This is a genomic window from Waltera acetigignens, from assembly GCF_025567015.1.
Classification (GTDB): domain Bacteria; phylum Bacillota; class Clostridia; order Lachnospirales; family Lachnospiraceae; genus Acetatifactor; species Acetatifactor acetigignens.
Map to the genome: position 1 here is coordinate 39,044 of NZ_JAOQJO010000006.1, position 15,698 is coordinate 54,741.

The window sequence follows — 15,698 nt, forward strand, 5'->3', positions numbered from 1 at the left end:
TAAAAATAAGGGTTGTCCATAGTTTAAAGCTATGGACAACCCATTCATCCTAAATACTTCTGCAGTGCTTCCAGGTAGGTAGTACCCAGTCTGCTGAGCATTCCTTTTCTGTGTGTGATATAACCGATCCGCATGTCACTCTCATCTGCCAGTGGCACGGCGATAATATCTTTTCCGTTTAATTTTTTATCGATCACGCCGCTGCACACGGTGTAACCGTTCAGGCCGATCAGCAGATTGAACAGTGTCGCTCTGTCCCGCACACGGATATTTTTCCTGCGTTCAAAATCAGAGAAGATTTCCTCTGAAAAATAAAAGGAATTGTGCTCTCCCTGTTCAAAAGACAGGTACGGGTATTCTTCCAGTTCTTCGTTCGTAATTATGCTGTTACCCGCCAGCGGATGTTTTCTGCTGATAAATACATGGGGACTGGCAACAAACAACTGGTGGAATTCCAGATCATGGGATTTCAACAGCTTGCTGAGTACCGCTTCATTGAAATCATTCAAAAACAGGATTCCGATCTCGCTGCGCAGACGCGCCACATCTTCTATGATCTCATAGGTCTGTGTCTCCCGCAGGCTGAAATCGTATTCTTCCTGCCCGTACTGTTTGATCAGGTCCACGAATGCGTTGACGGCAAAGGAATAATGCTGGGTGGATACGCAGAACTGTTTTTTGCCCCCGGGATTTCCCTTGTATTTATCCTCAAGGATCGCCGCCTGCTCCAGCACCTGTCTCGCATATCCCAAAAAGTCATCTCCCTCTTTGGAAAGCGTGATCCCCTTGTTGGTCCGGTTGAAAATAACAATATTCATTTCCTTTTCCAACTCGTGGATCGCGTTGGTCAAACTGGGCTGTGAAACATACAGCCTGTTGGCTGCTTCCGTGATGGTGCCGGTCTCTGCCACCGTTATTACATACTTTAATTGCTGAAGTGTCATTCTTTTCCCTATTTTTTATCCTTTTTACTTTCACCGTAAATGGCGACAGCAACGCACAGGATCGCTGCTGCAATCGCCAGCCAGAATGCCAGATCCATATATTGTCACTCCCAAAGTTTTCAAAATCTCTTCCTAAGGTTAGCACTCGCTAACCTCCGTGTCAATCATTCTTCCTTTGGGAAACAGGATTTATTCTCAGACAATATCTTTCAGTTCTTCCTCTTCCTGGCGTTTCATTTTCTCGATTTCTTTTTTATTGATTTTCTCTGCTATAACAGAAATTACCGCCGTTCCGATGATAAGTATCGCAGCCTCTAATCCGGTATTTTCATAATCCACAAATAAGGATACTACAAACATGATAAGTGAGGTAACGATCAGACCAGCCTCTATGTATTTTAATTTTTCCCGCCAGCGCTGCATCATAAGATCAGTCCCTCCCTTGCATCCACACCAGTCTCCCTGCGGTTCAGGTAATCAAACGAAATCATCTTATGTTTCACATAGAGCCGCTCGAGTGTCATAATGGGAATCTTGTAAGAATCTCCCCGTTCTTCCCAATATCCCACGCCGTCTTCTCTCTCCTGCTCGATCAGCATGTGAATGTACGGATCTTTGTCGGTGTAGCAGATGTAGAACTTTTTCAGGCTTCCCATAGTAGGCGTGACTGCGATCTCCACATGGCCCGTCCGGTATTTCGCCAGCCACTTGATGGCATATTCGATCTGGGAAAAATCCGTGACGGTCTCCACCTTATCCCCGTAAGTTAAGGTGAATGTGTAGGTCAGAGATTTGTCGATCTTATACTTGGTGTATTTCGTTTTCTCCTTGTGGTATTTGACAGAAAAGTGAACACTAATCACGAAGATCACCAGACCCAGCAGAAACATGATAAGCGGCGGCAGGATCTGCTTCTCCTTTGTCGCACCGCAGAAATAAATAACCGGGAACACCATAAATACCAGTCCCACCATAACGAGACCGGAATAAAAGGATTCCCAACTCCTTTTTGTAAACATATTCTCCCCACTCCTTTGTATTATTTTCCCTCATAGTAACACAAGAGTGGGGCTATCGTCATCTTTTTTAGAAAAGAATGTCCTCTGGCCGGATCTTATCTTTCTCCGTAATGGGACGGATCACCCGGCAGGGAACGCCTGCTGCAATCACTCCCGCCGGAATATCATGGGTAACCACACTTCCGGCGCCGATCACAGAACCCGCGCCGATGGTTACACCACCGCAGACCGTGGCATTTGCTCCGATCCATACATTTTCTTCCAACGTGATGGGTGCAGAAGTACCGATTCCCTGACTGCGCTGTCCCGGGTCAACCGCATGTCCGGAGCAGGCCAGACAGACGCCGGGTGCGATAAATGCACCCGCACCGATATTGACGGGTGAGGTATCCAGAATGACACAGTTATAATTGATGACTGTAAGTCCGTGGGTATGAATATTAAATCCGTAATCGCAGTGAAAATCCGGTTCAATGCCTGTCATCGGATGACAGGTTCCCAAAAGCTCCTGTAAGATTTCCCGCCGCTTCTGCTGTTCCTTCGGAGCTGTCCGGTTATATTCCCAGCAAAGCTGTTTTGCCCGGTTCTGTTCCTCTCCCGGGATATTTTCATAGCCACTGGCATAGGCCGCAGGGCGCTTCATAATGTCTATAACGTTCATGTTTTACGCTTCCTCGCTTTTTCTTTTCCCGAAAACCTCACAATTTACAGTAATGTCACCATTCTCCTGAATGGTAATATTCTGCCAATGAAATGTATTTTCATTTCTTTCCACAAATCGCCATTTTCGATTGGGATTTTCCAGAACAGTTCCCGTCAATATTCCATTTTCCATGGTAAAACACAAATTTGTAAATTTACTCTTGCATGCATATACCATATCATAACAATGGGTCTTTGAATTATATATTCTGAGTCCAACACCATACTCACCATCTGGCTGTGGAGAAGTCTCCCTCGTTGCTCTGGAAGGACATATGAACATATCTTCAATGCCTATCCCGTTCAATACCCGCCTAAAGATCCACTCTCCCTTTAATTGACGCTGTGGCCTGTTATGATCACCATCTATAAACTTATCTTTATAATCAAACTCCCAATCACCCAACAGCGGAGCAAACCAATCATACTCCTCCGGAATAGTTCCTTCCGGTTGTCCATACAAAGCTTCTATAAAGTTGTCCATATCTTTATACCTTCCCTATATCTGCGTCATATTAATCCTGCAATAATCGCCCTCACATCTTTTATCCCCGGAAGCAATCCTCGACCTGTTTCACAATCGTTTCATCCAGCCAGCCCTTCTTCGCCATATCCCGCAGGATCTCACAGGCTTTTTCGTGAGGCATGCCCTGTTTATAGGGACGGCTTTCCGTCAGTGCCTGATAGATGTCTATACAGGCCATCATGCGCTCCTGCGTGTTCAGTTCTGCGGCGGTCTTCCCGAAAGGATATCCGGTTCCGTCCAGCCGCTCATGGTGGAATGCCGCCCAGTCGCGGATCTCGTCAAAATCATCTACGCCTGACAGAATATAATAGGTATATGCCGCATGATGTTTCATCACAGCAAATTCGTCCTCCGTAAGCCTTCCCGGCTTCTCCAGGATCTCATTACCTACCGCCACTTTTCCGATATCATGTAAAGCGCCCGCAAGGTACATTTTCTGCACGGTTTCTTCATCAAATCCCATATAGCGGCTCAACCGTTCCGCATCCTCTGCTACACCGATGGAATGGGTGCTGGTGAATGGAGATTTGTAATCGACAATCTGTGCAAAAAAGCTTGCCAGCTCCTTGATCTGCGCGAAGCTTAGCTCCTGTTTGATGCGGGGGATTTTCTCCCACAGATTTTTCTCAAAGCTATCCTCTCCCAGCGTCAGAAAATGCGGCAGGGGAAACGCCTGCAGGAAAGCATCCACACATTCTTTGTCCACAACGGTTCCTTCGTTTTTGTGAAGATATCCACAAGCTTTATTGAAAATATCCTCCGTAAAGCCCTTTGCACCGTATGCCCGGTCCAACAGATCGCTTAAATGAATGATGCGGGAAAAAAGCGGAATCTCTTCCCATGTTTTTCCAAACGGTCCACTCCCATTGGCATTTTCATGGTGATACAGAATTACATTCTTCACATCCGTATGGAAGGGAAGTCTCTGTATATTTTTTTCACCCAGGGTACAGTGAATTCCTACCTGAGAAGCTTGCACAACATTTGCAACATCCTTATGTAATTCTTCCTGAATATACTGTGTCAGTGCATTATCATGAAGCAGGGCACATGCTGCCAGATCCTGCAGGCTCTCACCGCTGATCCCCAGCTGCTCTGCCATGCAGACACTCATGTATGCCACACGCTTCGCATGTTTGTCAGACACATGTACCAGCTCTGCCTCCACACAGTCCAAAGCATACGAACAGGCTGACAATAATCCTAAAACATCCAGTAACATTTCTATATTTCTCCAATCTCTTTATAATAACACACCTATTATGACAATGATTTATGTGAAAAGCAAGCATATCCCATACAATAAATTATATCAAAAAGAAGCAGCTCCCGGTACTGCAGAGTTGCTCCTTCTTACTGTCCATCGATCGGATTATGTTAGCTATTGATCCTCTTAATTACTTCTTCCATTACAGGCATCGCAGGTATTGCTCCTTCTCTCTCAACACATAGGGAAGCCACCGCATTTCCAAAACGGACACATTCTATCATTTCCTGTAAAGAATATTCTTCTATATGCTTACCGGATTCACAAATCTTATATAAAAAGCCTCCCATAAAAGAATCTCCGGCACCGGTGGTATCCACAACTTTGCTGGAATAGCCTGAAACATATGCTTCCTGCTGATCCTGCAGATATACAAACGATCCCTTTTCGCCTAAAGTAATGAGTACTATTTTCGCACCATATTCTGTTATGCTCTCTGCTGCTTTCCGAACATCCGTATAACCTGTTAACAGCTCAATCTCTTCTTCTGATACTTTAACGATATCTGCATATTCTAAAATACTTCTCATCCATTTACAGGCTTCTTCCTGTGAATCCCATAAACTGGCTCTGTAATTCGGATCATAAGAAATAATTGTTCCATTATTTTTCGCAGCTTTTAATGCAATAAACTCTGCATTTCTGGATATTTCATCAGTTAACGACAAAGAGCCTACATGAAGAATACGGCTTTGGCAGATTATATCTTTCCGTATTTCCTCAGCCTTCAGTCCGATATCTGCTCCAGGTTTTCTGGCAAACGCAAAATTTCGTTCTCCGTTATCTGCCAGTTTAACAAAAGCAAGTGTTGTAAAATAGTCTGCATCACTTATTAACCCTTCAGTTGACACACCACTTTTATCCAGTGTTTCCTTTAAGAAATCACCCAGGAAGTCTTCTCCTACTTTTCCGATAAATGCTGTTTGGGCACCCAGCCGTTGTGCCGCAACCACAACATTAGCAGGTGCACCTCCCGGATTTTGTGTATAAGACAATGTCTGTCTTTCACTCTCTTTTTTCCCGGTAAAATCAATCAATATCTCTCCCAGAGAGGTAATATCATAATGCCGTTTTGTCCTATATTTTATATCTACGCCTATATTTCCTTGTGGGTATAATTTTCCTGTATAGCGATACAAACCATGCTCCCACAATAATGTAAATGTATTTCCGTCTATGAGGATATCAATATCTGTTTCTTTTTCCATCATTTCACAGGGCACAGTCCGTATACCATATCTGGAAACTCTGTCTGCCCGGTTATAATTCACGGTCATTTCTTTATTTGAAGAATCAAAGCATATTGTCACGGTATGTCTATCTGTATCATATAGATCAATACACAACAACTCTCCATCTCCCGGCAGCTTTCCCTTCAGTTCTACCATGACCGGCTCACTTTGCGGTGGTATGTTTTCACCGGCCCAATGTTTTTCCAATGTTCTGCTGAAGAGCCTCATCTCAGCTTTCACTTTATCAGCCACTTTTGCGCACAAACGCCTGTTATCATCTAAATACCACACTCGTGATACATCCAGTATTCCACGATACCCTTCCTCCGGACCGAAATCCCGGATCCAGGGCATCCACAGCCAGCCGCCCAGCCAGGCAGCAGACCGTATTTCCCCATTCAATACCGGATATGTCTGTGCCGCATAATAATGAGTTCCAAGATCCAAAGTTCCCCTTATCTCTTTATGGAATTCACATTTGTCAAAATCCACCTGCCCAGACAGATATAGCGTCGTTGCACTGTCTTTTTCATACATCGGCGAAGTTGTCAAAAACCAGACATCCTCAAGGCAGAAGGCATCCGGACATTCAAACATTCTGCCCTCGCCGGGCTCTGCTTCGTACAAAATTCCGCTATACGCCCAATGGTACAAATCGGTAGAAGAGAAAAGATAAATTCTTCCGCGGCTTTCCGGATGTTCAATTCTTCCGGTGGATCCTCCACAGATCATTCTCCATTTCCCTTGTGCAAAAAACACCTTGGGATCTCGAAAATCTCTTCCTCCTCTTTCCGGGACTTCTTTTATCAGCGGGTTTTCTTCTGACTTTACAAAATGTATCCCATCCTTCGACACTGCAAGATTTTGTGTCTCAAAAATACCGGTTTCATCTTCCGTTCTTCCTGTATAGAATAGAAATAACTGATCATCATGTACAACAACCGATCCGGAAAAGCATCCACCGTTTTTATCGTTATCATAGGGCATATCGGGGACCAGTGCCGGTTCCAATTCTTCCCAGTGTATCAGGTCCCGGCTTACCGCATGCCCCCAGTGCATACTGTCCCAGTTGTCATGGTACGGATTATACTGATAAAATAAATGATATTGTCCTTTAAAAAACACCAATCCATTAGGATCATTGATCCATCCTTTCTGGGGTGTAAAATGTAGGGATGGTCTTACGATTTCTCTCATTTTCTTATCCTTTCACTGCTCCGGCAGTCATACCACTTATAATATACTTCTGCAAAATGACATAAAATACTAATTCAGGAAGCATGATCATCAGACTCGCTGCAATGATTCCACTGTAATCCATGGAATATTGTCCTTTAAACATAGATGTCATTAATGACACGGTGTTTAAGGCATTATTCTGAATAAAGGTTGATGCAAACGGGAACTCATTGTAAATATAAACTGCATTAAAAATAATGATCGTCACGAACGTGGGTTTCATAACCGGAATCACCACTTTGGTACACAGCTTAAATAGATTGCAGCCGTCGATAATTGCTGCTTCTTCCAATTCTCCGGGGATATCTCTCAAAAATCCGGTAAACAGCAAGGTATTGAACGAGATGTTCACTGCAACATACGGCAGGATCAGTCCCAAACGGGTTCCAAGAATTCCCATCAATGAATCAATCCGATATACCGGAAACAGTAGTACATAAATAGGGATGCCAATCCCGATCAGCAGGAAAAGATACAATGTTTCCGATGCCTTATGGTTCCGAAAAACCATTCTGGCAATTGCGAACGAACTCATAAAAGTAAATAAAATACTGAAAAAAGTAGATATTACTACCAGTAAAATCGTGTTAAAATACATTTTGGAAAAATCAATAGTATCGATCGCACGCTGATAATTTTCAAAGCTTATTGTCTGCGGCAAAGAAAGCGGACTGTTGACAATCTCATTATTTGTCTTTAATGAAAGCAACATAGCCCACAGTATGGGCATGACCAAAAGAATAATCAATCCCAGCAGACATATGTAAAAAATGACTTTTTTTATCGATATTCTCTTGTTTCTCATGTTTAACTCCTTTGCTTCCTCGTTGTGATCTTAATATAGGAAAACGAGCCCAGAATTGAAAGTAACAGAATTGCAACCGCAATTGCCATTCCATATCCATACTTTCTGGATGTAAATACTGTAAAATACATATATGAAGTAAGCAGTTCCGACTGATGAGCAGGTCCTCCGCCTGTCATCTGATATACCAGTTCATATATTTTAAATACGCCTGTTACCACCAGAACAATATTAATAATAAAGGTCTCTTTCAGCATAGGAATTGTCACATAAAACAAGCGTTGTAACAAATTGGCTCCATCAATATCACAAGCTTCGTAAATATCTCCCGGTATTGCTTTGATTCCGGATAAAAAGATCGTTCCGTGAAATCCCAGTACCTGCCATGTGAATACCATCGCCAATGACAATGGAGACCATTTCGTTCCACCGATCCATTCAATAGCAAGCATATCCAGTCCTATTTTACGCAATACACTATTTACCAGCCCATAATTAGGATTCAGGATATATCCCCAGATAATTCCTATGATAATAGGCGCTATTACATAGGGAGCAAAAATCACCATTTTAAAAAATGCGTTTCCGTGAAAATTCTTGTTCATCAATAATGCTGCCATAAAAGATCCAACGATCAGGAATATCACACTGAATAACAATACTAAAAATGTATTTTTCAATGCGATCAGAAATAGCTTATCATGGAACATAGCAACATAGTTTTTTATTCCCACAAAGGATGCTTTTCCAAGACCACTGTAGTCCGTAAAGCTATAATAAAATGCGATAAACACAGGAATAATAATAAATACTGCATAAATCATAAGAGTCGGAAGCAGCATAATGATTTTTGCTTTCTTTGTACTCAACCAATACATAGCTTTCTCCCTTTCCATTCTATAGAAAAGAGCGGTATTACTTAATTTCATACCGCTCTTATGGTTTTATCTTTCGGCACTTTGTAGATTTTCTACATAATCAGCTGCTTGTTCCGGTGTGTAAACGCCGGTCATAACACCGAAGGTAGCATCAAAATATCCATATGCCACATTGGACGAAAGTGAATTAAACGGCTCAGTTACTGCTTTCCAATCATCATTTAATGCCGCGATCATCGTGGAAAGTACAGGATGTTGGCTCTCATCAATCTGTCCATTATATGTAGAGCACGGTAATGCCGCGGTATCCTCTGCAATGATCCTGGTTCCCTCTTCGCCGTAATAGAACTGCCAGAACTGCATAATTGCATCTAACAACGCAGGATCTTCTGCTGCCTTTGAAGATACTACATAAACACCGCCGGATGCCTTGATTCCGATCTGCTGCTCATACTGGCTGTCGGAAAAGGTAGGTCCCCAGAAAAATCCGATTTTAGAAGCAATATCACTTCCCTCAAAATCACCGATATCCCATGCTCCGGAATTGATCATTGCTGCATTTCCACCCAGAAACTGCTCTTTTGCTTCAAAATATCCAATATTGGAAATGTCCTTTGTGAAAGTTCCTTTTTCACGCATTTCTTCTACTTTTTCAAAATAATGAATAAAGTCTTCATTATTCCAGGAAATGCTTCCATCCTTCAGACCGTCAAGCTTTTCAAAAAATCCATATCTTGCCAGCATTGTCTCAAATGCCCAGATACTGTAATTATCCTGCGCCCCCACGGTCAGCGGTGTGATTCCGGCTGCATTCAGCTTATCTACCGCATCCAGGAACTCTTCATAGGTAACAGGCACTTCTTCGATTCCTGCCTGCTGGAAGAGATCTTTGTTATAATAAAATCCTACCATCATAACTTCACTGGGCATTCCCACATCTTTGCCGTCAACGGTACATGAATGCACCAGTCCGGGAAGAAGGCTGTCATTGATACCATACTGATCCAATACATCCGTCAGATCATATAAATACCCATTCTGTGCAAACTCCTTTGCAGTTGCCTGCTCCAGCCAGAAAACATCCGGAAGCTTATTTTCTCCTGCCAGTAAAGTCATCTGTGTATTATGCTCGGACACTTCTTTACCCGTAATATCAATTTTAATCCCCGGATGGCTTTCTTCAAAAGCAGTAATAATCTTCTGCAGATGCGGCTCCTGTGCCTGAATATCAGCAACATGCTCTGCAAACTTGATTGTGATCTCTCCAGACCCATCTGCAGTCGTAGAGCTCTGCGCAGTCTCTGCACCATCTGTAGTTCCTTCTGCATTTCCGCATCCAGCCATCGTAAACAGCATAGCGGCCGCACAAGTAAGTGCCATCACTTTTCTCCAATACTTTTTCATCATAATTGTACCCTCCTTATTCTTGCACATGAATATCATCTAACGTCCCATACAGGATGTCAATATGTTTGCACATTTTCCCATTCTCTTCCTTCTGACTGTAGATACCCCATGCTTTTCCACAGATGAAGAAACTGGACATTTCACCTTCTATTGCAGGGTGGAATGACAATGTTCCGCGATACATATCACTTTGCAGTCCCAATAATGCATTCAGCACTCCCCAGCTTGCCATTGCTCTGCAATAATGATGACCGGATTCGATCTCGCTGAACGGATTCCTCTTATATCCGTCATAACGGTCCCGAATTGACTTTACTACCGTCAGACCTTCCTCTACACAACCTGAATAAATCAGATTAACGGCTACTTCATACTCTACTCCTGTCCACACCTCTCCGGCATAGGATAACGGGAATTTAGGTCTGCCGCCTTTCGGCCAGGTAGCTACTACCATTCCATGCTCTTCATTGATCGCATATGCTCTGTGTACGCTGTCCGTATGATAAAAATCCGTTTTGTAATTATACTTGAATACGGATTCCATAGCAGATTTTACATGCTCTTTCGGTAAAATCTCTCCGATTCCGGCCATATATGCCAGGAACTGTCCAAGAAGCTGATCTGACAGGCAGCCTTTTCCGAATTGATATTTATATTTATCAATCTCCTTCTGTACCTGAATATAATATTCCCCGTCAAACATCATTTGATCGGCTCTTGCAGATCCTTTTTCGTAAGCATCTGCGTATAACTGGTGATGTTCTTCGTCTCCTACGATCTCAGCCATCTCTTCACAGCATTTCAGTGCTGCCAGGAAAATACTGTCCGTCATGGGATTCGGTCCGTAAAATTCAATATCATAGGTTGTATTCTGCTGACCGTCCAGTACATCATCTCCATCCAGATCCCATTGTTTCAAGGCATATTCCATTGCCAGCACTACTTTGGGCCAAATGGTCTTCAAAAATTCCACATCCCCAAGATTCTTGAAATCCCGGTAGACACGAACAACACTTCCAAGTTCTCCATCACAGGCCGGAACCATTGCATACCGTTCCTGATCAAACACGGAAAACATTCGTGTAGACATGCATCCTGTCTCATCTGTTTCTCTCAAAAATTCTACATTACGCATAGTTTTTTCAAGATCCGGGAACAGAAAAGCAACCGTCTGTGCATAGTTCCATACATGAGGCACACTACCATAACCGCAGCCTATGTAGTCACGTATTCCTTCAAATCCGGCAAAAGTTCCGTCTTCCAGCCGGAAACATAAATTACTTCGAAGATTCGTAATGTTTGCAGTCAGAGCATCAATCACATAATAAGGTAATGTAGTCTTATGGAACATAGCATCGGCAAATTTTCTGCTGTCGGATTCCAGTCGTTCCTTATTATGGTATACATATTTTGCTACATCCCATGCATCTGTGAATTTTGTTGCATAGTAATTTCTTACTGTTCCGTATTCACCGCGCTGGAATTTCTCGTAGTCCTCATCAAACTCGATCCATGCCTTTACTCTATTAGGAAAATACCATGTAATGACAAATTCAAAGGTTCTTTCTTCTCCCGGCTGAAGTTCTTCCCAGGCTCCGATAGAGCCGATCTTTTCTCTTCTTTTCAGGAAACTGAAATTATGAAATTGTGCAAATTCACATCCCACACTGTCAGATACCGTCTCTTTTTCCAAAAGTCCATCACTGGTAAAGTCATCCCAGAAATCCTGTATTCCATCCACCCATTCGCCGTCAAACCACTGTGTTTTATAGGTTACATTGGATCCACTGGTCAGAATCGCCATATTTCCATACCGTAAATGATCCTCTTTCAAATGTTCGGGTGAATAATACAAGCCCTTCACATCATCAAATTCCCGATATTCATTTTTTACGCTGTCGGCCAGCTTCAGGTTCTCAATAACATCATATCCCTCAAAACCGGATGCATTGGGAAGCGTGCCTACCAGACTTACTTTGGTCGGACAGTCTGCAATATTTTTCACCGTGTATCGGATAATTGCACAGGGAATACTGGAATCATCTGTATTTAAAGGAATAAACGGTGTATATGCTTCCATAGATACTTTTACGGGCAATTCGGAATCTTTGAAATTCACCCTTGCAAAAGGATATTCACAGATCAGTTCCGAATCTTCCATTCTTGGCAGATTTACCAATTCAGCCTGAAGGTATCCGTGCGAGCTGGTATATGGCGGAACCATTCTCGATTCCAGAATTTTCGATATAGGTTTTTCCAGTTCTTTGTTCTCCGTACGAATTGCAAAAAAGGAAAGGGGAAATTTCGTATTCTTGGAAGGCCAGTTAAAAATTTCCCAGTCCAGGAACTTTCCTCTTGAATTTACAGAAAAATTACCTGTTCCGATTCCACCCAACAGAAAACGGACTTCCGTCGCATCTCTCTGATAGACCCTCGGTGTTCTGTCAAATAATTTCTCTTTTGAAAATGTCTTTTTCATCTTCTCCTCCTTTTAGTTGTTCGGTTGTTCGAATAACTTATTTTATTTTTTAACTCTCTGCTTTTACAGAGAGTTTTTTTATTTAATCTTGTTTGTTCGAATAACTTATGCTATGATATTAGCATAACAAAAATATATTGTCAATCACTTTTCAAAATATGGGGGATTTTATGAACACCAGAACACCAAAATACATGCTTATAAAAAATGAATTTGTCCAGAAAATCGAAAGCGGATATTATCGTCCCGGCGATCTCATCCCTTCTGATAATGAATTAATGCGTACTTTAAATGTAAGTAAAAGCACTATTACACAAGCCCTGAAATGTCTGGAATCTGAAGGATATATTATACGGCAGCAAGGAAAAGGCACTTTTGTAGCAGACCGCTCCAAAGATAAAATAAACCTTTCTATTTATTTATGTCCTATGGAAGATAATGAGAAGCATTTTTGGATCTCTCTGATCGAACAATTTAATCTGACATCTTCCGGTTTTTTCGTAACACCGACTTTTCTCACCAACGATAAGGCTCCTCTGCGTGACTTGCTGTTGCAGAGCTTTACCAGTGGAAATGCACCGGATATTCTGTCCCTGGACGGTCCTGATGTCCCCTATTGGGCATATATGAATTCTCTGCTGCCGTTTGATGGATATATGGATTCGAATTTCCTATCCTCTTTTCTGTCTCCCATTGTGACGCAGGGAACCTATCAGGGAAAACTATATCATCTGGGTTATACGGAATCCACTTTATGTATTCTGTATAACAAGGAGTTGTTCCATTCCCTTGGTATTCGCATTCCGACTTCTGCGGAAGATGCTTGGAGTTGGGATGAGTTTCTGAATGTCTGCCATACAATACAGACCAAAACTTCTTTTCCCTATCCTTTGCTTATGGACTCCGGACGCGGTCTTTCTCCAAAATCCGGAGAATGGAACAGCTACGCAGGATTGCCATTTATCGTGCAGAACAACGGCAGCTTTTTTAACAATACGCTGACGGCAACCTCTGGATATCTTAACTCTCCGGCTTCCGTCGCTGCTATGAATTGGCTGGGCGAATTATTTCATAAATATCATTATACCCACGTGGAGGATCTCAGTGCCGATTTTCCTGAAAACTTTGCCATGAGTCTTTCCCTGCCCAGTGCTTATTTTCAATCGCAGAAAAGGAATAGTAATATCGGCATAATCCCTCTTCCCCATGGTATAAAAGCAGCTTCTCCCCATGGAAGCTGGGGATTATGCATGTCCAGACAAACACAATATCCCAAGGAATGTTGTGAATTTATCCGTTATGTTTTCAGTCTGCAGAACCAGTTGAAGATCAGTCAGTTAACGGGTATTCCCGTTTTAAAAGAGATTTATGACGTAATGGACAGCTTTCAGGCTGGTTCCGGCAACAGCAATATTTTATTTTCACAATTACGGAATACCTCTTTTACCAGACCACAGACCCCCGCATATCCTTTCTTCAGTAAGCAGTTTTCCTATGCGTTTTATAATATTGCCATGGGTGCTGATGCACAAGAAGAAATGAATCACCTGGCGCAGCAGGTAGACGATCATCTTTACCGGCATAATTATTATCAGCAAAGCTAATAATTTAGGCTAAGGATAAATAAATTCATTTACCCTTAGCCTATTTCCTTAAATATACAATTTTGACATTTCCTCTTCCAGTCCCCACCGCTTACAGTTCTCTGCCAACTGCGCCAGCGAATATCTGAGATAATCCATGGGCTGTTCCTTCGTGATCTCCACGGCAAAACGAAGATTTTTATAAGTGTTCTTCATTCCCCAGATCACATCCTCCCAGGGAGTTCCCTCCGGGATTCCTTTCACGCTTTCATCTGCATAGACCACATTTTTGGCTCCCGCCTGATACAGAAGATCGAAATAGGCTTTCATTTCCACTTCGTTCAGCTTCTCGTGAATAAAAATAAGCCCTTCTCCGTATCCCGTAAATGATGCCTTGCCAAGATACCGGCACAGCATCTGCTTTAGCATCTTTTCCGCACAGGTATAGTCGCTGACTCTTCCCAATACGATCGGAGAAAAACCAATAGAATTAGCCGGAAGAGCGTAAAGCATGCCTTCGCACTCTTTTCCGGCTGTTATCATTTTCCCTGTTTTCTCAAAAATCACCAGGGATTTCTCATCATATTTTACTTTCTGCTTATAATCATAGATCTTAATGTCTGCACAAAGCTCTGAAGGGGTAAACTTTTCCATCCCGGTACCTCCGTTCGTTTCCGGAAATAAGTATACCTCTTTTGCCCTGTCAGTTCAATCCGATTCTTTTACCGAGAAATCCGAATCTCTTCTACAAAGAAATTCGTGCGATAGAGATAGCACAGTTCCTTCTCTGTGATGTAAAAGCCGTAATCGGCATTAAAATTTTCTTCGTTTTCTTCTTCAATAGAGCCTGCTGCCAGGATCTCGTCCCAGGTCTTCCCCAAAACTTCTTCCGGGGTGACTTCTTCGCCGGTGGCAACGGAGATCGTCACGGGTATGTAATAGGATAATGGATGCGCTGCTCCTGCATAATAAACCGTGTCATTAAAATGCAGGCTGACATACTCGTCATCCGCTAAAGTAATGCCATTGAATACCAGATAATTGTCATCATACCGCTGTCCCTCGGAAAGAGTTTCATCCACTAACTCATACGCTCCGGTGTGATTCTCTCCTTCCTCCTCATACTGGGTTCTGTAATTCTCATACATCTGCTGCAGATAATCATTTACCTTTGCATACTTTTCATCAGCAAAATAGAACTCATCTATTTCGAAATAATAGGTCTTTTCTTCATTATCATTGTAGAATTCTTTTACCGTGTTGGAACATTCTCCATAATCTTCCCAGGGAAGCCATGCGTCCTCATCTTCGTAAGAAGGACCTGTCGTGGATGCCGTAGTGTCGGAAACAGTCTCCGTGGATACTGTCGCTTCCATGGATTCACCAGTCTCTGAAGTGCTCTCTTCCGTTACCGCAGCCTCTGCGGATCCGATAACCTCTGAACTACTACTCCCTCCCACCGGATCACTCCCCTGTGCTCCGCAGGCAGACAACCCCAGTGCCATAACTCCTGTGATAACTATTAATTTGCCCCTCATTTTGTATCTCTCCTTATGTATTTATTGTAACCGAACGCTTCCCCCGTCCATTACAGTAAAGAATTTAACATACCATTGC

Annotated in this window: 14 protein-coding genes; 1 reads left to right on the top strand and 13 read right to left on the bottom strand. The window is 42.6% G+C overall.

What is annotated here, in order from left to right:
• Positions 1-44 precede the first annotated feature (44 nt).
• From OCV96_RS07435 to OCV96_RS07485, 11 genes are all read right to left on the bottom strand, one after another.
• Positions 45-944 carry a LysR family transcriptional regulator gene (locus tag OCV96_RS07435; RefSeq protein ID WP_022313155.1) on the bottom strand — a complete coding sequence of 300 codons (900 nt, stop codon included), beginning with the start codon at positions 942-944 and terminating at the stop codon, positions 45-47.
• 195 nt (positions 945-1,139) lie between these two features.
• Complete coding sequence (locus OCV96_RS07440; protein WP_227733526.1) at positions 1,140-1,370, bottom strand: hypothetical protein; 231 nt, start codon at positions 1,368-1,370, stop codon at positions 1,140-1,142.
• Positions 1,367-1,963, bottom strand: coding sequence for a hypothetical protein (locus tag OCV96_RS07445; protein ID WP_262594072.1), 597 nt, complete (start codon positions 1,961-1,963; stop codon positions 1,367-1,369). The genes OCV96_RS07440 and OCV96_RS07445 overlap by 4 nt, the downstream gene beginning before the upstream one ends.
• 67 nt (positions 1,964-2,030) lie before the next feature.
• Entirely contained in the window at positions 2,031-2,624 is a 594-nt protein-coding gene (locus OCV96_RS07450; RefSeq protein ID WP_118538996.1) for a sugar O-acetyltransferase, read from the bottom strand.
• A 3-nt stretch (positions 2,625-2,627) separates the two neighbouring features.
• Positions 2,628-3,149, bottom strand: a complete 522-nt coding sequence (locus tag OCV96_RS07455) for a hypothetical protein (protein WP_117465281.1) — start codon at positions 3,147-3,149, stop codon at positions 2,628-2,630.
• Positions 3,150-3,210: 61 nt separating this feature from the next.
• A complete protein-coding gene (locus tag OCV96_RS07460) occupies positions 3,211-4,413 on the bottom strand; it encodes an HD-GYP domain-containing protein (RefSeq protein ID WP_262594073.1) in 1,203 nt (400 codons plus the stop codon).
• Between the two features lie 155 nt (positions 4,414-4,568).
• Positions 4,569-6,887 carry a PfkB family carbohydrate kinase gene (locus OCV96_RS07465; RefSeq protein ID WP_262594074.1) on the bottom strand — a complete coding sequence of 773 codons (2,319 nt, stop codon included), beginning with the start codon at positions 6,885-6,887 and terminating at the stop codon, positions 4,569-4,571.
• 4 nt (positions 6,888-6,891) lie between these two features.
• Positions 6,892-7,734: a carbohydrate ABC transporter permease gene (locus OCV96_RS07470; RefSeq protein WP_262594075.1), complete on the bottom strand. Its 843-nt coding sequence runs from the start codon at positions 7,732-7,734 to the stop codon at positions 6,892-6,894.
• 2 nt (positions 7,735-7,736) lie between these two features.
• Positions 7,737-8,612 (bottom strand): carbohydrate ABC transporter permease, encoded by an 876-nt coding sequence (locus OCV96_RS07475; protein WP_227064182.1) that lies wholly within the window; start codon positions 8,610-8,612, stop codon positions 7,737-7,739.
• A 66-nt stretch (positions 8,613-8,678) separates the two neighbouring features.
• A complete protein-coding gene (locus tag OCV96_RS07480) occupies positions 8,679-10,019 on the bottom strand; it encodes an ABC transporter substrate-binding protein (RefSeq protein ID WP_227064181.1) in 1,341 nt (446 codons plus the stop codon).
• Between the two features lie 13 nt (positions 10,020-10,032).
• Positions 10,033-12,498, bottom strand: coding sequence for a GH116 family glycosyl-hydrolase (locus tag OCV96_RS07485; RefSeq protein ID WP_227064180.1), 2,466 nt, complete (start codon positions 12,496-12,498; stop codon positions 10,033-10,035).
• Between the two features lie 170 nt (positions 12,499-12,668).
• Between OCV96_RS07485 and OCV96_RS07490 the strand changes: the two genes are divergently transcribed.
• Positions 12,669-14,102, top strand: a complete 1,434-nt coding sequence (locus OCV96_RS07490) for an extracellular solute-binding protein (RefSeq protein ID WP_227064179.1) — start codon at positions 12,669-12,671, stop codon at positions 14,100-14,102.
• Positions 14,103-14,150: 48 nt separating this feature from the next.
• Here the strand turns inward: OCV96_RS07490 and OCV96_RS07495 are convergent, their stop codons facing one another.
• Positions 14,151-14,735, bottom strand: coding sequence for a rod shape-determining protein (locus OCV96_RS07495; RefSeq protein ID WP_118539002.1), 585 nt, complete (start codon positions 14,733-14,735; stop codon positions 14,151-14,153).
• 68 nt (positions 14,736-14,803) lie between these two features.
• Positions 14,804-15,619: a hypothetical protein gene (locus OCV96_RS07500; protein WP_262594076.1), complete on the bottom strand. Its 816-nt coding sequence runs from the start codon at positions 15,617-15,619 to the stop codon at positions 14,804-14,806.
• Positions 15,620-15,698: the final 79 nt, after the last annotated feature.